The sequence below is a fragment of the Streptomyces sp. NPDC002787 genome (genome assembly GCF_053592095.1).
Window position 1 is genome coordinate 62,253 of the sequence record NZ_JBSFVC010000014.1, and the last position, 20,582, is coordinate 82,834.

At 71.0% G+C, this 20,582-nt stretch carries 17 protein-coding genes; 8 read left to right on the top strand and 9 right to left on the bottom strand.

What is annotated here, in order from left to right:
- Nucleotides 1–120: 120 nt before the first annotated feature.
- The 4 genes from ACWD26_RS20625 to ACWD26_RS20640 all read left to right on the top strand — a co-directional run bounded on the left by ACWD26_RS20625 (nucleotide 121) and on the right by ACWD26_RS20640 (nucleotide 4,816).
- Nucleotides 121–1,404 carry a low temperature requirement protein A gene (locus tag ACWD26_RS20625; RefSeq protein ID WP_451272004.1) on the top strand — a complete coding sequence of 428 codons (1,284 nt, stop codon included), beginning with the start codon at nucleotides 121–123 and terminating at the stop codon, nucleotides 1,402–1,404.
- A 30-nt stretch (nucleotides 1,405–1,434) separates the two neighbouring features.
- Nucleotides 1,435–2,475, top strand: a complete 1,041-nt coding sequence (locus ACWD26_RS20630; protein ID WP_451272006.1) for a P1 family peptidase — start codon at nucleotides 1,435–1,437, stop codon at nucleotides 2,473–2,475.
- 187 nt (nucleotides 2,476–2,662) lie between these two features.
- Nucleotides 2,663–3,880 carry an Ig-like domain-containing protein gene (locus ACWD26_RS20635; protein WP_451272008.1) on the top strand — a complete coding sequence of 406 codons (1,218 nt, stop codon included), beginning with the start codon at nucleotides 2,663–2,665 and terminating at the stop codon, nucleotides 3,878–3,880.
- Between the two features lie 177 nt (nucleotides 3,881–4,057).
- Nucleotides 4,058–4,816 carry a DUF6227 family protein gene (locus tag ACWD26_RS20640; RefSeq protein ID WP_451272010.1) on the top strand — a complete coding sequence of 253 codons (759 nt, stop codon included), beginning with the start codon at nucleotides 4,058–4,060 and terminating at the stop codon, nucleotides 4,814–4,816.
- Nucleotides 4,817–4,851: 35 nt separating this feature from the next.
- On the opposite strand, the gene ACWD26_RS20645 is transcribed toward ACWD26_RS20640, so the two are convergent.
- The 5 genes from ACWD26_RS20645 to ACWD26_RS20665 all read right to left on the bottom strand — a co-directional run bounded on the left by ACWD26_RS20645 (nucleotide 4,852) and on the right by ACWD26_RS20665 (nucleotide 11,175).
- Nucleotides 4,852–5,130: a hypothetical protein gene (locus tag ACWD26_RS20645; protein WP_451272012.1), complete on the bottom strand. Its 279-nt coding sequence runs from the start codon at nucleotides 5,128–5,130 to the stop codon at nucleotides 4,852–4,854.
- A 247-nt stretch (nucleotides 5,131–5,377) separates the two neighbouring features.
- Nucleotides 5,378–7,426, bottom strand: coding sequence for a PTS fructose transporter subunit IIABC (locus ACWD26_RS20650; RefSeq protein WP_451272014.1), 2,049 nt, complete (start codon nucleotides 7,424–7,426; stop codon nucleotides 5,378–5,380).
- A 169-nt stretch (nucleotides 7,427–7,595) separates the two neighbouring features.
- Nucleotides 7,596–8,543, bottom strand: coding sequence for a 1-phosphofructokinase (gene pfkB / locus ACWD26_RS20655; protein WP_451272016.1), 948 nt, complete (start codon nucleotides 8,541–8,543; stop codon nucleotides 7,596–7,598).
- Nucleotides 8,540–9,394 carry a DeoR/GlpR family DNA-binding transcription regulator gene (locus ACWD26_RS20660; protein ID WP_451272018.1) on the bottom strand — a complete coding sequence of 285 codons (855 nt, stop codon included), beginning with the start codon at nucleotides 9,392–9,394 and terminating at the stop codon, nucleotides 8,540–8,542. Before ACWD26_RS20660 ends, pfkB begins: the two co-directional genes overlap by 4 nt.
- A 170-nt stretch (nucleotides 9,395–9,564) precedes the next feature.
- Nucleotides 9,565–11,175 (bottom strand): MFS transporter, encoded by a 1,611-nt coding sequence (locus ACWD26_RS20665; protein ID WP_451272020.1) that lies wholly within the window; start codon nucleotides 11,173–11,175, stop codon nucleotides 9,565–9,567.
- A gap of 62 nt (nucleotides 11,176–11,237) precedes the next feature.
- Here ACWD26_RS20665 and ACWD26_RS20670 point away from each other — a divergent pair, with 62 nt between their 5' ends.
- The gene (locus tag ACWD26_RS20670; RefSeq protein WP_451272022.1) at nucleotides 11,238–12,212 is read left to right on the top strand and encodes a helix-turn-helix transcriptional regulator; all 975 of its coding nucleotides are present in this window, start codon (nucleotides 11,238–11,240) and stop codon (nucleotides 12,210–12,212) included.
- Nucleotides 12,213–13,094: 882 nt separating this feature from the next.
- On the opposite strand, the gene ACWD26_RS20675 is transcribed toward ACWD26_RS20670, so the two are convergent.
- Nucleotides 13,095–14,093, bottom strand: coding sequence for a sigma-70 family RNA polymerase sigma factor (locus ACWD26_RS20675; protein ID WP_451272024.1), 999 nt, complete (start codon nucleotides 14,091–14,093; stop codon nucleotides 13,095–13,097).
- A gap of 193 nt (nucleotides 14,094–14,286) precedes the next feature.
- Here ACWD26_RS20675 and ACWD26_RS20680 point away from each other — a divergent pair, with 193 nt between their 5' ends.
- On the top strand, nucleotides 14,287–14,805 hold the full coding sequence (locus ACWD26_RS20680) for an N-acetyltransferase family protein (RefSeq protein WP_451272026.1): 519 nt from the start codon (nucleotides 14,287–14,289) through the stop codon (nucleotides 14,803–14,805).
- A 44-nt stretch (nucleotides 14,806–14,849) separates the two neighbouring features.
- Here ACWD26_RS20680 and ACWD26_RS20685 read toward each other — a convergent pair whose 3' ends face one another.
- Nucleotides 14,850–15,635 (bottom strand): dioxygenase family protein, encoded by a 786-nt coding sequence (locus ACWD26_RS20685; RefSeq protein WP_451272028.1) that lies wholly within the window; start codon nucleotides 15,633–15,635, stop codon nucleotides 14,850–14,852.
- A gap of 258 nt (nucleotides 15,636–15,893) precedes the next feature.
- Between ACWD26_RS20685 and ACWD26_RS20690 the strand changes: the two genes are divergently transcribed.
- Complete coding sequence (locus ACWD26_RS20690; protein WP_451272030.1) at nucleotides 15,894–16,400, top strand: MarR family winged helix-turn-helix transcriptional regulator; 507 nt, start codon at nucleotides 15,894–15,896, stop codon at nucleotides 16,398–16,400.
- Between the two features lie 136 nt (nucleotides 16,401–16,536).
- On the opposite strand, the gene ACWD26_RS20695 is transcribed toward ACWD26_RS20690, so the two are convergent.
- Nucleotides 16,537–18,105: an MFS transporter gene (locus ACWD26_RS20695; protein WP_451272032.1), complete on the bottom strand. Its 1,569-nt coding sequence runs from the start codon at nucleotides 18,103–18,105 to the stop codon at nucleotides 16,537–16,539.
- A gap of 154 nt (nucleotides 18,106–18,259) precedes the next feature.
- Nucleotides 18,260–18,913, bottom strand: coding sequence for a TetR/AcrR family transcriptional regulator (locus ACWD26_RS20700; RefSeq protein ID WP_451272034.1), 654 nt, complete (start codon nucleotides 18,911–18,913; stop codon nucleotides 18,260–18,262).
- A gap of 307 nt (nucleotides 18,914–19,220) precedes the next feature.
- On the opposite strand from ACWD26_RS20700, the gene ACWD26_RS20705 reads away from it, so the two are divergent.
- Nucleotides 19,221–20,522 (top strand): M6 family metalloprotease domain-containing protein, encoded by a 1,302-nt coding sequence (locus ACWD26_RS20705; protein ID WP_451272036.1) that lies wholly within the window; start codon nucleotides 19,221–19,223, stop codon nucleotides 20,520–20,522.
- The last annotated feature ends 60 nt before the right edge of the window (nucleotides 20,523–20,582 follow it).

Sequence of the window (20,582 nt, forward strand, 5' to 3'; positions counted from 1 at the left end):
GGCCGGCCTCCGGCCCGGCGGCACACGCACCGGGCCTGTCCGCGCACTCCCTCAGCCCACCCAGGCACTTGTGAACACCTGAGCGAGAATTCCACCGGATTTTCTGGTGTGCTTGGCCCCATGACGTCCAGTTCCACGCCATCGACTCCCTCGGCCCCAGGACCTACCCCGGGCTCTGGCGCCCCCTCCGGCGCGGGCCGGGCCCCGGTGCGCAGGCTGGTCGCGCGGGGACGTAGGGAGGCGCACCGGGTCGCCTCGCCGCTGGAGCTCTTCTTCGACCTGTGCTTCGTCGTCGCGGTGGCCCAGGCGGGCGTCCAGCTCGTGCACGCCGTCGCGGAGGCACACGCGGCCGAGGGCATCGTGAACTACGCGATGGTCTTCTTCGCGATCTGGTGGGCCTGGATGAACTTCACCTGGTTCGCGTCGGCGTACGACAACGACGACGTGCCGTACCGGCTGGTGACCCTCGTCCAGATAGCCGGTGTGCTGGTGCTCGCCGCCGGGATCGCCCGGGCCTTCGAGGACCATGACTGGCTGCTGGTCGTGCTCGGCTACGTGATCATGCGGCTGGCGATGACCGCGCAGTGGCTGCGGGCCGCGCGCACGGCGACGGGCGCCGAGCGGGCCATGGCGTTGCGGTACGCGGGTGGCGTGGTGCTGTGCCAGATCGGCTGGCTGGGGCTGCTGGTGCTGCCGGAGTCGGCCAGACCGTGGCTGTTCCTGGTGATGGCGCTGGCCGAGCTGTGTGTGCCGGTGTACGCGGAGAGGGGCTTCCAGACGTCCTGGCATCCGCATCACATCGCCGAGCGGTTCGGCCTGTTCACCATCATCGTGCTCGGCGAGACGATCCTGGCGGCGACGGTCGCCGTGAAGTCGGCGGCGGACGAGAACGACGCCCTGGGCGAGATGCTGCCGATCGCGGTGGGCGGGTTGCTGATCGTGTTCTCCGCGTGGTGGATCTACTTCACCGTTCCCATCCACGGTCATCTGCGCTCCAACAAGCAGAGCTTCCTGTGGGGTTACGGCCACTACCTGATCTTCGCGTCGGCCGCCGCGATCGGCGCCGGTCTGGAGGTCTCTGTGGAGGAGACGGTGCACAAGGCGCACATCTCCACGCTGGCCGCGTCCGCCGCGGTGACCCTGCCGACGGCGCTGTACCTGATCTCGGTGTGGGCGCTGCATGCCCGCCACTACAAGGTGGGCACGGCCCAGCAGACCGTGCTGCCGCTCGCCGCGCTGGCCGTGATCGTGTGCACGTTCCTGGGCCACTGGGCGGTCCTGGCGGCGGGCATCGTGGCGGCCGTGACGGTGGCGGTCGAGGTGGCATTCACCGCCCGCGGCCACACCACCCACGACGCCCACGAGACCCACGAGTCCAGCGCGAGACCGGCGGGTCCAGCGTGACCGCCGAGAGCCACAACGCCCGAGACACTCATGGCAGTTGACGCCCTGACCGATGTCCCCGGCCTGCGCGTCGGTCACGCCACCCGGACCGGCGGGGGCTGGCTCACCGGCACCACGGTCGTGCTGGCGCCGGAGGGTGGCGCGGTGGCGGCCGTGGATGTGCGCGGAGGCGGGCCCGGGACCAAGGAGACGGACGCGCTCGACCCTCGGAACCTGGTGCAGAAGGTCGAGGCGGTGGTGCTGACCGGTGGGAGCGCGTACGGGCTGGACTCCGCGTCGGGAGTGATGGCCTGGCTGGAGGAGCGGGGGCGAGGTGTGCGGGTCGGTCTCGACCCGGCGCACGTGGTGCCGGTCGTCCCGGCCGCCTGTGTCTTCGACCTGGGCCGGGGCGGGGACTTCAAGGCCAGACCGGACGCGGCCATCGGCCGGGCGGCGGTCGAGGCCGCCGCCGCGAGCGGGCTCGGCGCCCCCGTGGCGGAGGGGTGCGTGGGTGCCGGGACGGGGGCGACGGTCGGGCGGCTCAAGGGCGGCATCGGCACCGCGAGCACCGTGCTGGGCTCGGGGATCACGGTGGCGGCGCTGGTGGTGGCCAACGCCGCGGGATCGGCGATGGATCCGGAGACGGGGGCGTTGTACGGGGAGTTGTTGCGGGGGCGTGCGGCGTATCCGGCGCCGGAGGTCCATGAGAACGCGGGCCGGCGGCTCGCCGAGGCCGCCGCGAAGAGCCCGCCTCCCCCGCTGAACACCACCCTCGCCGTGGTCGCCACCGACGCCGACCTGACCCGCGCCCAGGCCCAGAAGCTGGCCGGCACGGCGCACGACGGCATCGCCCGCGCCGTACGCCCCGTGCATCTGCTGAACGACGGGGACACGGTCTTCACGCTGGCGACGGGCGCCCGGCCGCTGCCGCCCCGGGCCGGTCCCCTCGCCCTGAACGAACTCCTCGCGGCGGGCGCGGACTTGGTGACGCGGGCGATCGTCCGGGCGGTGCGGGCGGCCGAGTCGGTGGACGGGCCGGGCGGAGTGTGGCCCTCGTACGGGGAGTTGTACGGGGAGACCCGGGGGACGTGAAGCGCCACCGGGGTCGGCGGGCGCACCGCCGGTAGGTCCGGCGGGTGTGCCCGGGAGACGATTGTCCCGGTTCTGTCACGTGATGCCGTCGAGCGGGGGGAGCGGGAACCCGCGCGGCTGTCGTTCGCTCCTTCTCCACGTAACCGAGCGGATCACGTAGATCACGTAGACGAAGCTGGAGCAGATCGTGACGAGGCCGAAGATTGCTGTGCGGCGTGCTATGGGGGCCTGTGCCGTGCTGGTGGTCGGTGCGCTGACCCTCACCGGCTGTGGCGGTGACGCCAAGGCGGACGACAAGAGTGGCGGCAAGAAGACGTCGGCGAAGGACTCGGCGGCGCGGATCACGATCTCGGCCGAGGACGGTTCGACGGCGGCGTCCATCAACGCGACCGGGGTGAAGGTCAGCGGCGGCAAGCTGACCGAGGTGAAGATGACCGTGTCGGAGGGCGGCGCGGTCGTGCCGGGCGAGATAGCCGCGGACGGGCGTTCCTGGAAGCCCAAGGAGCAGTTGGAGCGCGGGACGAAGTACCAGATCTCCGCGACCGCGAAGAACGCCGAGGGGAAGACGTCGGCCGCCAACTCCATCTTCACGACCGTGTCGACGGCGAACAGCTTCATCGGGACGTACACACCGGACAACGGCACCACGGTCGGGGCCGGGATGCCGGTGTCGTTCACCTTCGACAAGGCGATCACGGACCGCAAGGCCGTGCAGTCGCACATCACGGTGACGTCGAGCAGCGGGCAGGAGGTGGTGGGGCACTGGTTCGGGGCGCAGCGGCTCGACTTCCGGCCCGAGGAATACTGGAAGGCCGGTTCCAAGGTCACGATGAAGATCGACCTGGACGGTGTGGAGGGGGCGAACGGCGTCTACGGCGTGCAGGACAAGACCGTCACCTTCACGGTCGGGCGCTCGCAGGTCTCCACGGTCGATGTGAACACGCAGACCATGACGGTCGTCCGGGACGGCAAGACGATCAAGACCGTGCCGATCTCGGCGGGCAGCGCCAAGACCCCGACGTACAACGGTCAGATGGTGATCTCGGAGAAGTTCACGCAGACGCGGATGAACGGGTCGACGGTCGGGTTCGGCGGGGAGTACGACATCCCGGACGTGCCGCACGCGATGCGGCTGACGACGTCGGGCACCTTCGTCCACGGCAACTACTGGTACAGCAGGTCCAACCCGCCGTTCGGGCGGCAGGGCACCAGCCATGGTTGCGTCGGTCTCGCGGACGCCCAGGGGGCGCAGGGCGACACGCTCGGCAAGTGGTTCTTCGACAACTCGCTGATCGGTGACGTGGTGGTCGTCAAGAACTCCCCCGACGAGACGGTCGCGCCGGACAACGGCCTCAACGGCTGGAACATGCCGTGGAGCGAGTGGACGGCGGGCAGCGCCGACTGATGGTGACCGGCACCATCTGACCTGAGGCTTCCGGGAGTTCGTCGGGCCGCGCGGGAACCAAACGCGCGGCCCCGTCGTTTTAGGAACGTACGTTTTCTCGGTTCCCGGACATGATGTCCGACCGAGGGGCTACGGTATGCACCCACAAGGTGACATGCAGCAACGCCGGGAGAAGCCTTGAGCGTTCCGTACGAGACGGCAGCGTACGAGCCACCTGAGTCGCCCGAGTCTCCTGAGGAGCACCTCGCGCGACTCCTCGGCCGCGCCCTGAACTCCTTCGAACTGCCCGACGAGACGATACGGCAGCTCGACTGCGCCCTCGCGCACGACAGCTCGCTGCACTCCGCGCACTACAGTTCGGGGCTGCACCGGGCGACGTACCGGCACACCTGGCTGCTCGCCGACGGCTCCGCCGTCACCCTGTGGGAGCTGGTGCACAACACGGCGCCCGGCAGCGACACCCAGCACGAGGTGTACACGGACGACGAGGAGCTGCGGGCCGCCACCGCGCGCCTGCCGCTGCCCCCGGACGCGCCCGACTTCGAGCTGCCGACCCTGGTGGAGCTGGCCGCGTTCCCCGAGCCGCGCCACGACTACGTACCGGACGACTCGGCGGACCACGCCCGTCGGCTGCTGCGGCGCGCGGAGAACCCGGACCCTCCCGGGGACGAGCTCGCCACGCTGCTGCTGCGGACGGCGTTCGCGCACGCGATCACCCAGGCCTTCGGCCGGCCGCACCGCCCGGCACGGCGCGGCCGGCCCGGCTTGAACTTCTCGCTCTACGAGCACGCGTTCCTGCTCACCGACGGGCAGGAGATCTCCCTCTGGGAGGTCGAGCACACGGCCACACCGGACGGCCGCCACATGTGCGAGGTGTACGCGACGGAGGACGCGGCCCGGGACGCTATGGAACGACGGGCGGGGACGCTCGGGTAACCCCGGGCGGAGCGGCCTCCCGCCGCGAAGAGGGTTCAGGCCAGGCGGTCGTCGCTGAACTGGCGCGCCAGGAACGCGAAAGCGTCCTGTTCCGCCGGGGTCAGCTCCACATGCTCCACGTGCGGGCCCTTGCGGCGCTGGTGGGGCAGGGCGCGCAGGCGCTGCCCACGGCGGCGGGTCAGATCGGTGAAGCGGCCTCGGTGGATCTCACGGTCCCGGCGCAGGACGCGGACGAGCACTGCGACCCAGATGACCGCCGCGAGGGCGAGGGCGGCTACGCCCACCAACTGGAGGATCGACACGTGCTCAGGCATGCCCTCCAGTAGACACCACCGGATGGGACTTTGAGCCCGGACCGTGACGTATCTCGCAGGTACGGCGTACAAGTCACAGGGGTTGTAAAGGCGCCCAAAGGGGCGCACGGGGCTCGCTGGGGCACGGATACGGCCGTGGCCCCCTCTCACGAGGGGGCCACGGCCGACGTACGGTCACGGGTTCAGGTCGCGACCGGCGTTCCCGGGGTGGTGTACGCGCCGCGACGGGCGTTCCCCGGGGTGGTGTTCAGGCCGCGATCGGCTCCTTCGTCTCCGCCTCGGCGGTGGCGGGGGCGGGGTCGGGCGCGGTGCCGGGCCGGGGCTTGCGCATGCCCTTCAGGACGATGACCAGACCGGCCGTGACCGCCATACCGATCGCGATGGCCAGCAGGTAGAGGAACGGCTTGCCGATCAGCGGGGTGACCCAGATGCCGCCGTGCGGGGCGCGCAGGGTCGAGCCGAAGGCCATGGCCAGCGCACCGGTGACCGCGCCGCCCGCCATGGAGGCGGGGATCACGCGCAGCGGGTCGGCTGCCGCGAACGGGATCGCGCCCTCGGAGATGAACGAGGCGCCGAGCACCCAGGCCGCCTTGCCGTTCTCGCGCTCGGTGGTGGTGAACAGCTTCTTGCGGATCGTGGTGGCGAGGGCCATGCCCAGGGGCGGGACCATACCGGCCGCCATGACCGCGGCCATGATCTTCATCGCGGAGTCGCTGGGGTCCTGCACGGCGATACCGGCGGTGGCGAAGGCGTAGGCGACCTTGTTGACAGGGCCGCCGAGGTCGAAGCACATCATCAGGCCGAGGAGGACACCGAGCAGGATCGCGTTGGAGCCGGAGAGGCCGCTCAGCCAGTCCGTCATGCCCTTCTGCGCCTCGGCGATGGGCTTGCCGATCACCACCAGCATCAGGAAGCCGACGATCAGCGAGGAGATCAGCGGGATCACGACCACCGGCATGACGCCACGCAGCACCGGCGGGATCTTGATCCGCTGGATGCCGAGGACGACGGCACCGGCGATCAGACCTGCGGCCAGACCGCCGAGGAAACCGGCGTTGATGTTGGCGGCGATCATGCCGCCGACGAAGCCGGGGACGAGTCCGGGCCGGTCCGCCATGCCGTACGCGATGTAACCGGCGAGGACGGGGATCAGGAAGCCGAAGGCGACGGCGCCGATCTGGAACATCAGCGCTGCCCAGCTGTCGACCTGGAGCCAGTCGAAGTGCTCGGTGACCGGCTTGGCCTGGTTGATCTCCCAGCCGCCGATCGCGAAGCCGAGGGCGATGAGGAGACCGCCGGCCGCGACGAACGGGACCATGTAACTGACGCCGGACATCAGCCACTTGCGCAGCTTGGTGCCGTAGCCGTCACCGGAGTCGCCCGCGCGGTCGACGGGTGTGCCTCCGCCGGGGCGAGCGGCCGTGACCTCGCCGCGCTCTGCCTTGCCGCGGACCTCGGCGATCAGTTCGGCCGGGCGGTTGATGCCCGCCTTCACGCCGACGTCGACGGTGGGCTTCCCGGCGAACCGGTCCTTCTCCCGTACGGGGACGTCGTGGGCGAAGATCACGCCGTCGGCGGCCGCGATGACCGCCGGGTCGAGGCGGGTGAACCCGGCCGAGCCCTGCGTCTCGACGACGATCTCGACGTCGTCGGCGTCCCGGCCCGCGTTCTCCAGCGACTCGGCGGCCATGTAGGTGTGCGCGATGCCGGTGGGGCAGGAGGTGACGGCGACGATACGGAAGGGGCGGGCGGGCTCCTGCGCGACCGGCTCGTCCTTGGTCGTGCTGACCGCGACGGCGTCGGGGGAGGCCGTTCCGCCCGACGCCGCCGCGGAGTCTTCGGTGCCCTCGCTGATGTCCTCGCCCCGGATGAGCGCGGCGGCGCGGGCCGCGTCGTCGACCGCGCGCAGCGCGTCGGTGAACTCGGTGTTCATCAGCTGACGGGCGAGGGAGGAGAGGATCGTGAGGTGGGCGTCGTCCGCGCCCGCCGGGGCGGCGATCAGGAAGATCAGGTCGGCGGGGCCGTCGGCGGCGCCGAAGTCGATACCGGCCGCGCTGCGCCCGAAGGCGAGGGTCGGCTCGGTGACGTGCTCACTGCGGCAGTGGGGGATGCCGATGCCGCCGTCGAGGCCGGTCGGCATCTGCGCCTCACGCGCCGCGACATCGGCGAGGAAGCCGTCCAGGTCGGTGACCCGGCCCTTCGCCACCATGCGCTCGGCGAGGGCACGCGCCGCCGCTTCCTTCGTATCGGCGGACAGGTCGAGGTCGACCAGGTCCGCGGTGATCATCTCGCTCATCGCGGGCTCCTTCGCACGCGTATCGCCCGGGGGGTGTGGCGGGCGGGGGTGGGGACGGAAGTGTGGGGGGCGCGGGCCACCAGGGCCGACCAGGAGGGGGAAGAGCAGGAGGGAGAGAGGGCTGGGGCGGCGGGTAAGGGGAAACGGACGTTCGCCCCTGTTCGCCCGCTCATGACGCCGGCTCCCTCAGTGCCCGGTCCACCGGGACCTCCGGCGTCACCGTGACCGCGGCCGGGTCGAGGTCGGACGGGGTCGGCATCACGCTGCCGGGGAGTTGCACGGCGGCTGCGCCGTGGGCGACGGCGGAGGCGAGGGCCTCGGGGCCGTTGCCGCCCGCGATGAGGAAGCCGGCGAGGGAGGCGTCGCCGGCGCCGACGTTGCTGCGGACGACGTCGACGCGGGCACTGCCGAACCAGGCACCCGAGGCGTCGACGAGGATCTGGCCGTCGGCGCCGAGGCTGGCGAGGACCGCGCCGGCACCCATCTCGCGCAGTTCCTCCGCGGCCTTGACGGCGTCGCCGACGGTGGCGAGGGGGCGGCCCACGGCTTCGGCGAGTTCCTCGGCGTTGGGCTTGACCACGTCGGGGCGTTCGCGGAGCGCGGCCAGCAGGGCCGGGCCGGAGGTGTCGAGCGCGATGCGGGCGCCGGCCGCGTGGGCGCGGGCGACGAGTTCGGCGTACCAGGAGGGGTCGAGGCCGCGCGGGAGGCTGCCGCAGCAGGCGATCCAGGAGGCGTCGGCGGACTGGGCGCGGACGGTCTCCAGGAGGAGTTCCTCCTCGGCGGCCGTCAGCTCGGGACCGGGCGCGTTGATCTTCGTCAGGACACCGTCGGCCTCGGCGAGGGCGATGTTGGAGCGGGTCGCCCCGGCCACCGTCACCCGCGCGACCTCGATGCCCTGCGCGTCGAGCAGGTCCGCGACCAGCGCGCCCGGCGCTCCGCCCAGCGGCAGTACGGCCACGGTGCGGCGCCCGGCGGCGGCGACCGCCCGGGAGACGTTGACGCCCTTGCCGCCCGGGTCCATGCGTTCGCCGGTGGCCCGGATGACTTCACCGCGATCGAGGGAGGGGACCTCGTAGGTGCGGTCGAGGGACGGGTTCGGGGTGACGGTGAGGATCATGAGCGGTCTTTCCGGCCGTTGGTCCGGGGGTCGCCGGTTTGGGGGTCGCCGGTCCGGCCCGCGGCGGAGCCGCCGGCGGGCTCGGTGCCCGGGACGCGCAGCACCTCGGTGCCCTTGCGTTCGATGGCGAAGGCGTCTTCGGGGCTCAGCCCGCTGTCGGTGATCAGCAGGTCCACATCGCTCAGGTCGCCGAAGCGGGCGAAGTGTTCCTGGCCGTGCTTGGAGGAGTCGGCGAGCAGCACCACGCGCCGGGCGGCGGTCACCGCGGCCCGCTTGACGGCGGCCTCGGCGAGGTCGGGGGTGGTCAGGCCGTGGTCGGCGGAGAAGCCGTTGGCCGCGACGAAGAGGACGTCGGCGCGGATCTCGCCGTACGCCCGGAGCGCCCAGGCGTCCACGGCGGCGCGCGTACGGTGGCGGACTCGGCCGCCGACCAGGTGGAGCTGGATGCCCGGGTGGTCGGCGAGGCGGGCCGCGATCGGGAGGCTGTGCGTGACCGCGGTGAGCGCGGCCTCCAGCGGGATGGCGGCGGCGAGGCGCGCGACCGTCGTACCGGCGTCGAGGATCACCGTGCCGTCGTTCGGCAGCTCGGCGAGGGCGGCCTGCGCGATGCGGTCCTTCTCGTCGGCGGCCGTGCCCTCGCGCTCGGCGAGGTCGGGCTCGAAGTCCAGCCGTCCGGCGGGGATCGCTCCGCCGTGCACCCGCTGGACGAGGCCGGCGCGGTCCAGAGCCTTCAGGTCCCGGCGGATCGTCTCCGCCGTGACCTGGAACTCCTCGGCCAGCGACACCACGTCCACCCGGCCGCCGTCACGGGCGAGCCGGAGGATCTCCTGCTGCCGCTCCGGTGCGTACATGTCCGTCCACCTCCGACCGATGCCCGATTCTGTGGTTTCGATCGGGAGGCTACGCCCGGATTTCCGAAAAGTAAACAGGTTCGGGCGCGACTCGGACACAATCGGGCTATGACGAGGGCGGGGCGGGACCCCGCACCTGAGGTGCCGGGCCCCGCCCCCGTGGCCGCCGGTCATGGCGCCGACTGCGGCTCCCGCTCGACGTCTTCCCCCGCCTCGGCCGTCCCGTGGTCCACCACGGAGGACCGGGCCGGCAGGGCGAACATCAGCAGGAAGATCGCGACCAGTACGGCGGCCACCCAGCCGAGCGCGTACTCGAAGGCGTCCACGAAGGCGGGGCCGATCTCGGCGGGGAGGAGGTGGTCCTCCATGACGCCGAAGAAGACCACGGCGACCAGGCCGAGCCCCAGCGCGTTGCCCATCTGCTGGACCGTGCTGATCAGCCCGGACGCGGAACCGGCGTGCTCACGCGGCACCCCGGAGAGGATGGCGTCGGTCAGCGGGGCGACGATGAGCCCCATGCCCGCGCCCATCACTACCAGCGGGAGCGTCATCTGCCAGGGGGTGATGGCGAGGCCGTAGCGGTCGGACTCCAGCAGGTACAGCAGCACTCCGGCCGCCATCAGCAGCGCGCCCGCCTGGAGGACCTTGCGGCCGAAGCGCGGGACGAGCTTCTGGACCGAGACCCCGGCCGCGACCGAGACGGCGAGGGAGAACGGGATGCCGGTGAGGCCGGCCTTCAGGACGCTCCAGCCGAGGCCGGTCTGCAGATAGAGGGTCCAGACGAGGAAGAAAACGCCGAGGGCGATCCCGAAGACGGTCTGTACGGCGATGCCCGCCGCGAAGCTCTTCACCCTGAACAGCGACAGCTCGATCAGCGGAGAGCCGTCGCGCGCGCCCTTGCGCCGCTCGTACACCACCAGCGCCGCGAACACGACCAGCGAGCCGGCCATCGAGACGTACCCCCACAGCGGCCAGCCCGTCTCATGGCCCCGGGTGAGCGGGTAGAGCAGCATCAACAGCCCGCCGGTGACGAGGGCGACGCCGACGAGGTCCAGCTTCAGGGCGTGCGGGGCCTTCGACTCGGTGATGAAACGGCGGCCCAGGATCAGGCCCGCGACACCGACCGGGAGGTTGATCAGGAAGATGGCCCGCCATTCGAGGCCGAGCGGGTTCCACTCGATGAGCAGCGCGCCGAGCAGCGGGCCGGAGACCGCGCCGAGGCCCACGATCGCGCCGAACAGCCCGAACACCTTGCCGCGTTCGTGCGCCGGGAAGGTCGCGTGCACGATCGACAGCACCTGCGGCACCATCAGCGCGGCGGTCGCGCCCTGCGCGATCCTCGCCGCCACCAGCATCTCCGGGTTCGCGGCGAGACCGCACAGCGCGGAGGCGAGCGTGAAGCCGCCGATGCCGAGGAGGAAGATCCGCCTGCGGCCGTGGATGTCGCCGAGCCGGCCGCCGGTGACGAGGCCCGCGGCGAAGGCGAGGGCGTACCCGGCGGTGATCCACTGGATCTGGCTGAATGTGGCGTGTTCGCCTCGCTGGATGGAGGGGACGGCGATGTTGACGATGGTGACGTCGACGAGGTCCATGAAGGCGGCCGTCATGACGACGGCGAGGGCGATCCATCGGCGGCGGTCCGCCTCGGGGGGTGTGGGGAGCGCCGTTCGGGTGTCTGCCGGGGGGTCGGTGCGGGGTGTTGGTGGCTGGTCGCGCCCACGTGACGGAGTCGCGGATGGAACAGCCCCGCGCCCCTTGGGGGCGCTCGTGGTGGAGGTCATGCCTGGAAACCTAGGGGGCCAGTAGGTCAGGTCATGTCCTAGTTCTCCGGCATGCTCGGGGCATGACCACTGACACGCCGGCGCGGCTCCTCCAACTCCTCTCCCTCCTCCAGACGCCCCGCGAGTGGCCCGGCGGTGAACTCGCCGGCCGGCTCGGGGTGTCCCGTCGTACGGTCCGGCGGGACATCGACCGGCTGAGGGAGCTCGGCTATCCCGTGCAGGCGACCAAGGGGGCCGACGGCGGGTACCGGCTGGTGGCCGGGAAGGCCATGCCCCCGCTCGTACTGGACGACGAGGAGGCCGTGGCGATCGCGGTGGGGCTGCGGGCCGGGGCCGGGCACGCGGTGGAGGGGGTGGACGAGGCCTCCGTACGGGCCCTCGCCAAGCTCGAACAGGTGTTGCCGTCGCGGCTGCGCCACCGGGTCTCCACGCTGCAGGCCGCCACCACTCCCCTGACCAGCGGCGACGGTGCGACCGTCACACCCGAGACATTGACCGTGATGGCCTCGGCGGTGGCGGGCCAGGAGCGGCTGCGTTTCGCCTACCGCTCCGGCGACGGCACGGACTCGCGCCGCCACTGCGAGCCGTACCGGCTCGTCTCGACCGGCCGCCGCTGGTACCTCGTCGCCTACGACCTCGACCGGGCCGACTGGCGCACCTTCCGGGTCGACCGGGTCGAGGAACCCTTCGCCACGGGCGCCCGGTTCGCGCCGCGCGAGCTGCCGACGGGGAGTGCGGAGGAATATCTGAAGCAGTCGATGTACCGGCGGCAGGAGACGTACGAGTTCGATGTCACCTTCGCCGCGCCCGCCGAGTTCATCGCGGCCCGGCTGCCGCGCTGGGTCGGCACGCCGGAGCCCGTCGACGAGCAGAGCTGCCGGCTGCGGGCCTCCGTCGGCGACTCCGTGGAGTGGCTGGCGGTACGGCTCGCCGTCGTCGACTGCGACTTCACGGTGCACGAGCCGCCGGAACTGGTCGAGTACCTAAGGGAGTTGAGCGCCCGGCTGGCCCGGGCGGCGGGCGGCACCGAGGCGTGAGGCGCGGGCCGACGGCACCCTGTACGGGCGCGTGTGGTGCCGTCGCCGCTACGGCGGGTTTGTCCCCTGTGGCACAATCTGCCGTTCGGGTCACCCCGGGGTTCAGGTCCGGGGTGGCCCTTTGTGCTGCCCGGGGACTCCTCAGGCCGGCCGTCCTGCCCTACGGAAATGAAGCCGGGCTCCGGCGCCGGGGGGAGGCGCCGGAGCCCGGCTCTCGGAGAGTCCCGGCGCTGGGGGGAGAGCGTCGGGACTGGGCTTCGGAAGGCTTCTCGTGACTTCGGAAAGCTTCTCGGTCGGGACGGTCGTGGAGCTGAGGGTCGGACTGGGGGTCCCGGGCCTGGCGGCTCCGGGCCCGGTGAGTCGTGGGCCCGGAAGTCTTGTGCCCCGGGAACGGGGGTTTATAACCGCTCGCCAAGGACTGCGCATGAGGTCGCTTTAACTCGATCGTGTGATGGTCGGCTTCCAGGCTTGCAGTGCGCCGGGCCGGGGCCCCGCTCCACCGGAGAGATGGTTCGGGGCCTCTCCGTCGCCACTGGCCGCGCCCACCTGGCCAGGTCGCCCAGGGAACCGGCCTCCCGGGATCGGACCACGCACAGGATGCGTGTCGCTGCCTCGGGGTCGAGAACACCGGGGACCAGCACGCTCAAGACCGTTCGGGGCGGGCGGCTGAGCGGGGCTCACTTGTGCTCAGCCTTCGACGGCCGAGTGGCGGCGTAGTACGGCCGAGGCGCGAAGCACGGGCTGGGCGTGGCCCCGACGTACGGCGGTGGCCGGGCCAGGCCCCCGCGGCGGCCCCGAGGGGGTCGGGCCGCGGGGGGCCTTGGTCTGTACCGGCGCGCCCGGGTCGTCCGTACCGACCAACTTCCGGTCGGACCGGTCGGGTCAGGCGGCCGCGTCGAAGCCCGTGTCGCGGGCGAGCTTCTTCAGTTCGAGAAGGGCGTGCTTCTCGATCTGGCGGATCCGCTCGCGGGTGAGCCCGTGTTCCTTGCCGACCTCGGTGAGGGTGCGCTCGCGGCCGTCCTCGATGCCGTACCGCATCTTGATGATGGAGGCGGTGCGCTGGTCGAGGCGCCCGATGAGGCTGTCCAGCTCCTCGCTGCGCAGCAGCGTGAGCACGGACTGCTCGGGCGAGACCGCGGAGGTGTCCTCCAGCAGGTCGCCGAACTGGGTGTCGCCGTCGTCGTCCACCGACATGTTCAGCGAGACCGGGTCGCGGGCCCAGTCGAGGACGTCGCTGACGCGGTCCGCGTTGGAACCGAGCTCGGCGGCGATCTCGGCGGGCTCGGGGTCGCGCCCGTGCTCGCGGTTGAACTCGCGCTGCACGCGGCGGATCCGGCCCAGCTCCTCCACGAGGTGGACGGGCAGCCGGATGGTGCGCGACTGGTCGGCTATCGAACGGGTGATGGCCTGACGGATCCACCAGGTGGCGTAGGTGGAGAACTTGAAGCCCTTGCGGTAGTCGAACTTCTCCACCGCGCGGACCAGGCCGGCGTTGCCCTCCTGGATGAGGTCGAGCAGGGGGAGGCCGCTGCGCGGGTACCGCCGGGCGACCGCCACGACGAGGCGCAGGTTCGACCGGATGAAGATGTCCTTGGCCCGCTCGCTGTCGGCGACGAGGGCTTCGAGCTCCTCACGGGTGGCGTCCGCCTTGGCCTCCTCCTCGCCGTCGAGGATCTGCTGCGCGAACACACCCGCCTCGATGATCTGGGACAGCTCGACTTCCTTGGCGGCGTCGAGCAGCGGCGTACGCGCGATCTCGTCGAGGTACATGCCGACCAGGTCGCGGTCGGCGATCTCGCCGCCAGAGGCGCGAACGCTGCGAGCCGCGTCGGTCCGGCCGGAGGCGGACGAACGACGAGCGGCGACGGCACGGGTTGCCATGCGTGCTCCCTTGCGATGGTGGGCTGGCAGGGTCGTATCTGGTCCTACGTGTGTCTTGATGCGGCCGCTCGGACACTCTCCCGAGTGCCCTGCTTCCGAAGGAAACAACGACTGGAATCAGGACAGAATTCCCAACCCGTTCCACTATTTTTCTGATCTTGCAGTACCCTGTGCCGCCACAGGAGGGGGCGTGATGTCGGCGGAGCCCGTAGAGGTGCAGGTCAGACCAGGAGTCGAGGCCGACCTCGGCGCCCTCACCGACATCTACAACCACTACGTCCGTGAGACGCCCATCACATTCGATACCGCCGTCTTCACTCCGGAAGAGCGCCGCCCTTGGCTCCTCTCCCACCCTGAAGACGGCCCGCACCGCCTGATGGTTGCCGTCTCCTCCGACTCACAGCGGATTCTTGGATACGCCACGAGCAGCGCGTTTCGCCCGAAGGCGGCGTACGACACGTCGGTGGAGGTCTCGGTGTACCTCGCCCCCGACGCGGGCGGCCGGGGCGTCGGCACCCTCCTGTACAAGGCCCTGTTCGAGGCCCTCACCGAAGAGGACGTCCACCGCGCCTACGCCGGCATCGCCCAGCCGAACGAGGCGTCGACCCGGCTGCACGAGCGGTTCGGGTTCCGGTACGTCGGCACGTATCGCGAGGTCGGGCGGAAGTTCGGGCGGTACTGGGATGTGGCCTGGTACGAGAAGGAACTCTAGGCCGGTCCGGTCCGGTCCAGCTCCAGCCCGGTCAGGCCGGGCGGCTATCCGAACTGCACCGACCGCTTCGCCAACCCCAGCCAGAAGCCGTCGATGACCGACTTCTGGGCGTCCAGTTCGCCGGAGGCCTCCGCCGCGCCCATCGTGACGAAGAGGGGGGCGAAGTGTTCGGTGCGGGGGTGGGCCAGTTGGCCCGCCGGGGACTTGTGGAGGAAGTCCAGGAGGGCGTCCCAGTCGCGGGACTCCAGTGCGCGGTGGCCCCAGTCGTCGAACTCGGTGGACCAGGTGGGCGTGCCGGGCTGGCGGAGGGCGGCGAGGTTGTGGGTGAAGAAGCCGGAGCCGATGATCAGGACTCCCTCGTCGCGCAGGGGGGCCAGCTTGCGGCCGATGTCCATCAGCTTCAGCGGGTCCAGCGTCGGCATGGAGATCTGGAGGACGGGGATGTCGGCCTCGGGGTACATCTCCACCAACGGGACGTACGCGCCGTGGTCCAGGCCTCGGTCCGGGATGTCCTGGACCGGGGTGCCGGGGGCCTGCAGGAGCTTGCGGACCGAGGCCGCCAGTTCGGGGGCGCCGGGGGCGGCGTACTGGACCGTGTAGTAGTGCTCCGGGAAGCCCCAGAAGTCGTAGACCAGGGGGACCGGGTCGATCGCGCCGAGGGCGAGGGGGGCCTCCTCCCAGTGGGCGGAGACCATGAGGATCGCCTTGGGGCGGGGCAGGGTCGCGGACCAGGCGGCGAGTTCGCCGGGCCAGATCGGGTCGTCGGCGAGCGGCGGCGCCCCGTGGCTCAGATAGAGCGTGGGCATGCGTTCGGCGATGGCGGCGGACATAGGGGTGACTCCCTCGATGCACACGCGACGCACACGACACTCACCGTGTACCTCACACGCCTCGGCGGGGGCGGTGGTCGCTTTTGTCTCCTTGGTTTCACCTGGAGGTTCCGGAAGATTCATTGCTTTCGAAGCTTTTGGAACTTCAGGCGCTTGAGACCCCCTCCAACTCCCCAGTAGTTGAGGTCTCAATATTTTTTGTTTCACCTTACATCTCTATAGTTCAAACTTCAAGGAGGGGCCTCGTACAGTGGGTGTATGAAGACCGCATCCGCTGAGGAAGAACACCGCTGGCTCACCGACGAGGAGCAGCGCACCTGGCTCGCATACGTGCACGCCACGACCCTTCTCGAGGACCATCTCGACCGTCAGCTGCAGCGCGACGCGGGCATGCCGCACCTCTACTACCACCTGCTCGTGGTGCTGTCCTCGGCACCGCAGCGGCGGCTGCGGATGACCGAGTTGGCGATGCGGACGAAGATCACGCGGTCGCGGCTGTCGCACGCGGTGGCCCGGCTGGAGAAGAACGGCTGGGTCCGCCGCGAGGACTGCCCGGCGGACAAGCGGGGGCAGTTCGCGGTGCTGACGGACGCGGGCTTCGAGATGCTGTCGAAGAGCGCGCCGGGGCATGTGGCCGCGGTGCGGCAGGCACTGTTCGACCGGTTGACGCCGGAACAGCTGAAGTCCCTCGGCGAGATCATGGGGATCATCGCGGAGGGACTTCAGCCGACGGAGGCGGGCGCGGATCTGCCCTGGCTCCGGTAGGAGTGGTTTCGGTCGTGGATCCGTGCGGGTGGTGAGCGGGGGCTGGTCGAGCAGTTCCCCGCGCCCCTGGAGGAGGGGGCTCCGCCCGCCCTGGTAGAGGGGGCTTCCCCCCCCTACCAGGGTGTCGGCCCAACCGTCAGTGGGCGATCACCGGGACCTTCACCTCGTCCAGCGCGTCCTCGCCCGCTCCGGTCGTCGCCGTCATGTCCGGCTTGCCCGTCGTGACGAGCGTGAAGGCGATGGCGGCCGAGGCGACGAGGATGCCCACGGCGAACCAGATGGCGCTGGTGTAGCCGTTGACCATGCCCTGGAGCTCGACGAGCTGGGCGGCCGGCTTGGAGGTGGCCGTGCCGATGTGGTCCTTGACGTAGGACGTGGTGGCGGAGGCGGCGATCGTGTTCAGCAGGGCCGTGCCGATGGCGCCGCCGACCTGCTGTGAGGTGTTGACCATGGCGGAGGCCACGCCCGCGTCGCGCGGTTCGACGCCGTGGGTCGCGAGCGACATCGCCGGCATGAACGCCGTACCCATACCGAGGCCGAGCAGCAGCTGGGCCGGCAGGAGCAGACCGGCGAACGAGGAGTCGACCTCCATCTGGGTCAGCAGGAGCATGCCGAGGCCGGCGACCAGGAAGCCCGGGGCCATCAGCAGGCGCGGCGCGACCCGGGTCATCAGGCGGGTGCCGATCTGGGTCGAGCCGATGATCATGCCGGTGATCATGGGCAGGAAGGCGAAGCCGGTCTTGACCGGGGAGTACCCCTTCACGATCTGCAGGTAGTAGGTCAGGAAGAGGAACAGGCCGAACATCGCGATGATCGCGAGGCCGAGGGACAGGTAGACACCGCCGCGGTTGCGCTCGGTGATCACGCGCAGCGGCAGCAGCGGGGCCTTGACCCTGGACTCGACCAGCACGAAGGCCGCGAGCAGCACCGCCGAGGCGACGAACAGGGTGACGGTCATCGAGTCGCCCCAGCCGTCGGACTCGGCCCGCGTGAAGCCGTAGACCAGCGAGACCAGGCCCAGGGTGGACAGGACCACGCCGGGGATGTCGAGCGGGGAGCGGTTGCGGCCGCCCGCCGGCTCACGGATGACGAAGTACGCGCCGACCGCCGCGATCACCGCGAACGGGATGTTGACGAAGAACGTCCAGCGCCAGTCCAGGTACTCGGTCAGGAAACCGCCGAGGATCAGGCCCACGGCGCCGCCGCCACCGGCGATCGCGCCGTAGATGCCGAACGCCTTGGCGCGCTCCTTGGCATCGGTGAACATCACGGCGAGCAGGGAGAGCGCGGCGGGCGCGAGCAGCGCGCCGAAGGCGCCCTGGAGCGCGCGGGCGCCCAGCATCATCGCCTCACCGGTGGCCGCGCCACCCAGTGCGGAGGCGCCGGCGAAGCCGATCAGACCGGTGACGAAGGTGCGCTTGCGGCCCCACAGGTCGGAGATACGGCCACCGAAGAGGAGCAGACCGCCGAAGGCCAGCGCGTACGCCGTGATGACCCACTGGCGGTTGCCGTCCGATATCCCCAGGTCCTGCTGGGCGGACGGGAGCGCGATGTTCACGATGGTCGCGTCGAGCACGACCATCAGCTGGGCGAGGGCGATGAAGACGAGCGCTTTCCAGCGGCTCGCATGAGCGTCGTTGTGCGGATCGTTCACCGCTCCGGGGGCGCTCCCCGATCCAGGGGCGCTGCGGACTGTTTCAGACATGGGGATACCCACTTCGGGACTTCGTGACGGAAATATCGGTATCGGGTGGCGAAAAACGGCGTCAGGGGGTAGCGGCTTGTCGTCGTCGACAGCCGGGAGCCGGCGCATCAGCGGGTCAGCGGGTCAGCGCCTCAGGTACGTCGGGTACGTCAGGTCAGGACGGGCACGGCCTCCGCAGGTCCTCCACGGTCACGGGCTTGCCGGGCAGTTCGGACGGGGCCGGCGCGCGCAGGCCGTCCAGGAACAGTTGCAGGTGGCGGTGGGTGAAGCGGTCGACGCCCGCGCACTGGGTGCCGGCCGGGGGCCTGCTGAGCTGGCTGACGGCGATCATCAGGTCGCCCACGCCCACGTCGGCGCGGAGCTGCCCGGCGTCCCGGGCGCGCTTCATGATCCCCTCGACCTGCTCCTCCAGGCGCTCGCGCGCCGCCTCCAGATCGGGGTGGTGCTTGTCGAACGCGCTCTGGATCATCGGGCAGAGCGCGCTGACCCGTTCGTCGGCGGAGGTGTGCGCGAAGCGCGAGAGCGCCTCGAACGCGTCACCGGTCTCGGTGAGCGCGACCTCCGCCGCGAGGGCCGTACGGTCCATGACCGAGCAGACGACCTCACGGACCAGTGCGTCGCGGTCCGGGAAGTTGCGGTACAGCGTGGCGTTGCCGACGCCGGCCCGGCGGGCGATCTCGTCGAGCGGCACCTCGGAGCCGAACTCCACGAACATCTCCCGGGCGGCGGTGACGATCCGCTCCCGGTTGCGCAGGGCGTCTGCCCGGGGGCGGGTCACCTTGCGGCGTACGGGGGTGGCGGTCTCCACGGCGTACTCCTCGTCGTGTGGATCCAGTGGTCTGTGGGGGCGCCGGTGACTATCCGGGGATGGAGTCCCCGTTTCGCTCGGACACATGGCTAAACGGGGAAACGATCCCCGGTTATTTCCCGACCCGGAGGTCTTTTCCTGTGACCTGGGTCACGCCGCGCCCCGGGTGCCCGGCGGCAGTGCCGTACCCGAACGTGAAACCCACGTTCGGACCTTCCAGCGCGCGCCCGCGCACCCCTCGACACAGGGTGATCGGAAGGGTGCAGCCTCGTCACCGGGCGGCTGCCGTGGAGCGAAGGGCGCGTGCATGCAGCAGCCGTTCCGCAGAAACGGGATACCTCCGCGCCGGATATGCCCGCGTCGCGTCGTCGCGCTCGCCTCGGTCACCGCCCTCACGCTCGCGGTCAGCACCTCCGCCGGCACGGGGCATCTGATGGCGAAGGAGCGGACGACGGCTGCGGGAGCCACCGCCCCGCCCGGGGGTTCGACGCTCGACCCCTGCATGATCCGCGGCCCGCTCGGCATCCAGATGTCCGAGGGCATCCCGACCCCGCCCGGCTACTCCCGCTCCACCGGCACGGTCCGCGCCCTCAACCTGATGATCGACTTTTCCGACGCGCCCGGTGAGGGCAGCGCGATGGACCGCTTCGCGGAGTTCGCCCCGCAGACCCAGAAGTGGTTCCGGACCAGCAGTTACGGCCGTATCGACTACCGCCCCGAGGCCCCGCTCACCGAGTGGCTGCGGATGCCGAGATCCTTCCGCTCGTACGGCATAGAGCGCGGCGCCCCCTTCGAGCCCGGCTACCGCCGGCTGGTCCAGGACATGGTGCGGGTCGCGGATCCACTGGTGGACTTCGGGGCGTACGACCTCGTCAACGTCCTCGTCACCCCGAACGCGGGCCCCTCCGCCCTCGACACCGTGCTGTCGGTGACCTTCGCGGGCAACCGTGAGGCACCGGTCGCGGACGGGGTCACGGTCGCCAACGCGTCCTTCGTCTACAGCCGCCAGGACGACGGCTCCGGCTCGTACGACGAGACCGGCTACCGGGTCCTCCCCCACGAGAACGGCCATGTCTTCGGGCTGCCCGACCTCTACACCCACGAGGGCGGGGGCTCGGTCGGGCACTGGGACATCATGAGCGAGGACTGGGGCGTCGACAACGATCTGCTCGGCTGGCACAAGTGGAAGCTCGGCTGGCTCGACGAGACCCAGGTCGGCTGCGTGGCGGAGGCCGGCAGGAGCGAGTACACGCTGACCCCGCTCGCCACGCCCGGCGGCGCGAAGCTGGTCGTCGTCCCGCTCAGTTCCCGTACGGCGTACGCGGTCGAGTTGCGTACGCGGGCCGGCAACGACGCGGTCGTGTGCCGGCCGGGGGTGCTCGTCTACCGGGTCGACGCCACCGTGGACACCGGGAACGGGCCGATCAAGGTCCATGACGCGCGGCGGGACAGCGGGGGGTGCACGCGCAGCCCCAACGTGCACGCGGAGCTTTCCGACGCGCCGTTCGTGGCCGGGGAGTCGTTCGAGGATGCGCGGGCGGGGGTGGAGATAGCGGTGGTGGGGGTGGATGGCGGGGGGAACCATCGGGTGGTGGTGAGTCGGCGGTGACGGGTTCCGGGGGCGGTGGGCGGTGGGCGGTGAGGGGTGAGGGGTGAGGGGTGGGGTGGC

What these genes read in the sequence shown, in the direction of transcription:
- ACWD26_RS20625 (WP_451272004.1), top strand. Translation starts at nt 121, where the DNA reads ATGACGTCCAGTTCCACGCCATCGACTCCCTCGGCCCCAGGACCTACC.
- ACWD26_RS20630 (WP_451272006.1), top strand. Translation starts at nt 1,435, where the DNA reads ATGGCAGTTGACGCCCTGACCGATGTCCCCGGCCTGCGCGTCGGTCAC.
- ACWD26_RS20645 (WP_451272012.1), bottom strand. Translation starts at nt 5,130, where the DNA reads ATGCCTGAGCACGTGTCGATCCTCCAGTTGGTGGGCGTAGCCGCCCTC.
- ACWD26_RS20650 (WP_451272014.1), bottom strand. Translation starts at nt 7,426, where the DNA reads ATGAGCGAGATGATCACCGCGGACCTGGTCGACCTCGACCTGTCCGCC.
- pfkB (WP_451272016.1), bottom strand. Translation starts at nt 8,543, where the DNA reads ATGATCCTCACCGTCACCCCGAACCCGTCCCTCGACCGCACCTACGAG.
- ACWD26_RS20660 (WP_451272018.1), bottom strand. Translation starts at nt 9,394, where the DNA reads ATGTACGCACCGGAGCGGCAGCAGGAGATCCTCCGGCTCGCCCGTGAC.
- ACWD26_RS20665 (WP_451272020.1), bottom strand. Translation starts at nt 11,175, where the DNA reads ATGACCTCCACCACGAGCGCCCCCAAGGGGCGCGGGGCTGTTCCATCC.
- ACWD26_RS20670 (WP_451272022.1), top strand. Translation starts at nt 11,238, where the DNA reads ATGACCACTGACACGCCGGCGCGGCTCCTCCAACTCCTCTCCCTCCTC.
- ACWD26_RS20675 (WP_451272024.1), bottom strand. Translation starts at nt 14,093, where the DNA reads ATGGCAACCCGTGCCGTCGCCGCTCGTCGTTCGTCCGCCTCCGGCCGG.
- ACWD26_RS20680 (WP_451272026.1), top strand. Translation starts at nt 14,287, where the DNA reads ATGTCGGCGGAGCCCGTAGAGGTGCAGGTCAGACCAGGAGTCGAGGCC.
- ACWD26_RS20685 (WP_451272028.1), bottom strand. Translation starts at nt 15,635, where the DNA reads ATGTCCGCCGCCATCGCCGAACGCATGCCCACGCTCTATCTGAGCCAC.
- ACWD26_RS20690 (WP_451272030.1), top strand. Translation starts at nt 15,894, where the DNA reads ATGAAGACCGCATCCGCTGAGGAAGAACACCGCTGGCTCACCGACGAG.
- ACWD26_RS20695 (WP_451272032.1), bottom strand. Translation starts at nt 18,105, where the DNA reads ATGTCTGAAACAGTCCGCAGCGCCCCTGGATCGGGGAGCGCCCCCGGA.
- ACWD26_RS20705 (WP_451272036.1), top strand. Translation starts at nt 19,221, where the DNA reads ATGCAGCAGCCGTTCCGCAGAAACGGGATACCTCCGCGCCGGATATGC.